The 2,784-nt window shown below is 71.8% G+C and carries 1 pseudogene; it reads left to right on the top strand.

The features are described from left to right. A pseudogene (locus HPC46_RS34065) lies at positions 1-2,784 on the top strand (MobF family relaxase); the annotation flags it as partial.

A 2,784-nucleotide genomic window follows, 5' to 3' on the forward strand; every position in this document is an offset into this window, starting at 1 on the left:
CCGCCGACATGGCGTATCAGGCATGGTCGGACGCGGTCACCGTGGGCCGCGACGCGCTGCTGATCGCGCCCACCAACCCGATGGTCGCCGAACTCAACGAACGTGCCCGCCTGGACCGGCTGCGCCGCGAACCGCACCCGGACAACACCCGCACCGTCACCCTCTCCGACGGGTTGACCGCCAGTGTCGGGGACCGCATCTTGACCCGCGACAACGCCCGTTGGCTGCGCCTGCCCAGCGGTGGCTGGGTCAAAAACGGTCAGCTCTGGATCATCAAAGACATCGACGACCGAGGCAGGATCTCGGTGTCCCGGCTCACCGGGGACGACACCGAATCCGTCATTCGGCTGCCCGCCCGCTATGTGGCCACCAACACCACGTTGGGCTATGCGCGCACCATCAACGGCGCCCAAGGATGGACTGCGCGGCACGAATGCCACGTCGTCGGCACCGACGCGATGACGCGCCAACAGCTCTACGTTGCGCTCACCCGCGGCAAGGCCGAAAACCACATCTATTTCTCCACCAGCGAGGCCGACCCGCACGCCATCCTCACCCCCAAAGCCACCCACCCCCCGACCGCGGTGGACATCCTTTCGGGCATCCTGCGCCGCGACGGCGCACAGGTCTCCGCGCACGGCGTGCAGCGCGCCGAGCGCGATCCGTTCACCCGCCTGGCCCGCGCCGCCGACATGTACACCGACGCGCTGTCCAGTGCCGCCGAGCAGCTCGCCGGCACCGACACCATGGCCCGTATCGACGCCGCCGCCACCGCCTTGCGTCCCGAACTCACCAGCGCCGAAGCATGGCCGGTACTGCGGCGCAACCTGGCCCTGCTGGCCCTCGACGGCCACGACCCCCAGCAGGCGCTGGCACACGCCGCGCAACGCCCGCTGGGTAACGCCAGCGACCCCGCCGCGGTGCTCGATTGGCGCCTGCCCACCCCCGTTGACAGCGCTCTCGATATCGTCGGGCCACTGCGCTGGCTGCCCTCGATTCCCACCGTCCTGCAGGATGACTCGGCATGGGCGCGCTACCTCGCCGCGCGCGCCCAGCTCGTCGACGAGGTCGCCGAACAGATCCGCGAACAGGCCCGCGCCTGGACCTCGGCCACCGCCCCGGTGTGGGCGCGCCCGCTGGCTGGACAGCGACCCGGACTGCTCGCCGAAATCGCGGTGTTCCGCGCCGCCCACGACGTCGACCCGGCCGACACCCGCATCACCGGACCCACCCAGCACGCCAACCGCTCCGCGTCCTTCCAGGCCCTGCTGCACCAGCGCCTCGACACCGCGCTGATCAGCGGTGGACAGGGCGCCACCCGGTGGCGCACCCTGGCCGACAACGTCGACCCGAACATCACCGCCGACCCGTTCTGGCCCCGGCTGTCCACCCATCTCGATCAGGCCGCCCGCGCCGGCGCCGACGTGACCGCGCTCGTCGAGGAGGCGATGGCCCGCCATGGGGCATTGCCCGACGAGCTGCCCGCCGCCGCGTTGTGGTGGCGGCTGGCCGGCACGCTGGCCCCGGCGATGCTCGACACCGCCAACGAGCGGCTACGCCCGCCCTGGACCGCCGAGCTGCACCGCATCTTGGGCAGCACGGCCGCGGAAACCATCACCGGCGACCCTGCCTGGCCCGCGCTGGTCGCCGCGGTCAATGCCTCAGACTGGCCGCCGGCCGACCTGCTCGCCGCCGCCGCCGAATACCTGCTCGACGCGCTGCACGACGACCCGATCCGCCCCGACGAATACGCCCGCGTGCTGACCTACCGCGTCGAGCTGCTCACCCACTACGCCGCCGACATCGACACCGACATCCCCCACCCCGCCGACGGGCTCGGGGACCCGCTGCGCGAGGCGCCCGCCCATCCGGCCGGCCTCGGCGATCGCGGCGATCCCGGTTACGACGACGAGTTCGGTTATGTCTCTGAGTACGACGACAGCCTCGGTGACCTCGACTTCTACTCCCTGCTCACCGAACGCCCGGCGATCACCCCGAATCTCGACATTGACATCACCGAGCTGCGGGCTCGCAGTGTCGATGCCAAGGCGCGCCTTCGGGCGCTGGCCGACGCGGTGCTCTCCGCCCGCGGTGGGCCGGCCGAACAGGCCGCCGCTGCCGAACTCATTGCGCTGCACCGCCGCCACGTCGAGCAGCGGGCCGCCCAGCACAATCTGGCGCACGCCCACGCCGATTGGGTGGCCGCCGAAGCCGCCTACGAGGGCCAGCAGAACCGCATGACCCAGCTGGAAAAGCTCATCACCCGGGCCGAGAGCGAAAACGACCCCAACCTCGCCCAGGCCTACCGCGAACGTCGCGGCGACCTGGCCGCCGACGCAGCCGACCTTGGTGTGGCGGTCATGCGTGCCCGCGCCGAACGTGACGCCGCCACCGCACGTCTGCACGCGCTGGCCGGTGGGCCCGATCGCGTCGTGACCGCCGAGGACATCGAAGCCCGCCGGGCGGTGGCCGTGCACGCCGACATCGCCGCCCTCAACACCGCCCGCGCCGAAGCGCGCGAGCTGGACAACCAACTCAGCCGCGCCGAGGCGCGCACTGCCCGGACCTTCGCCGAAAATCCCGCGCGCGAGCGCGAGCAGGCCCGCTGGGCGACGGTGACCACCGAGCGCGATCTGATGGTGTTGCGTGTTGAGGTGGATTTCGTGGAGGCGGCGGGGTCGCGGTCCCCGGCCACGGTGTACCCGCCCCCGGCCGGGGACCGGACCTGGGAGGAGTTGGACGGACCGGCCCGCGCTGTCGTGGAGACGATCACCGCCAGCATGC

The organism is Mycolicibacterium vinylchloridicum, assembly GCF_013404075.1.
In the GTDB taxonomy this organism is placed as follows: Bacteria; Actinomycetota; Actinomycetes; order Mycobacteriales; family Mycobacteriaceae; genus Mycobacterium; species Mycobacterium vinylchloridicum.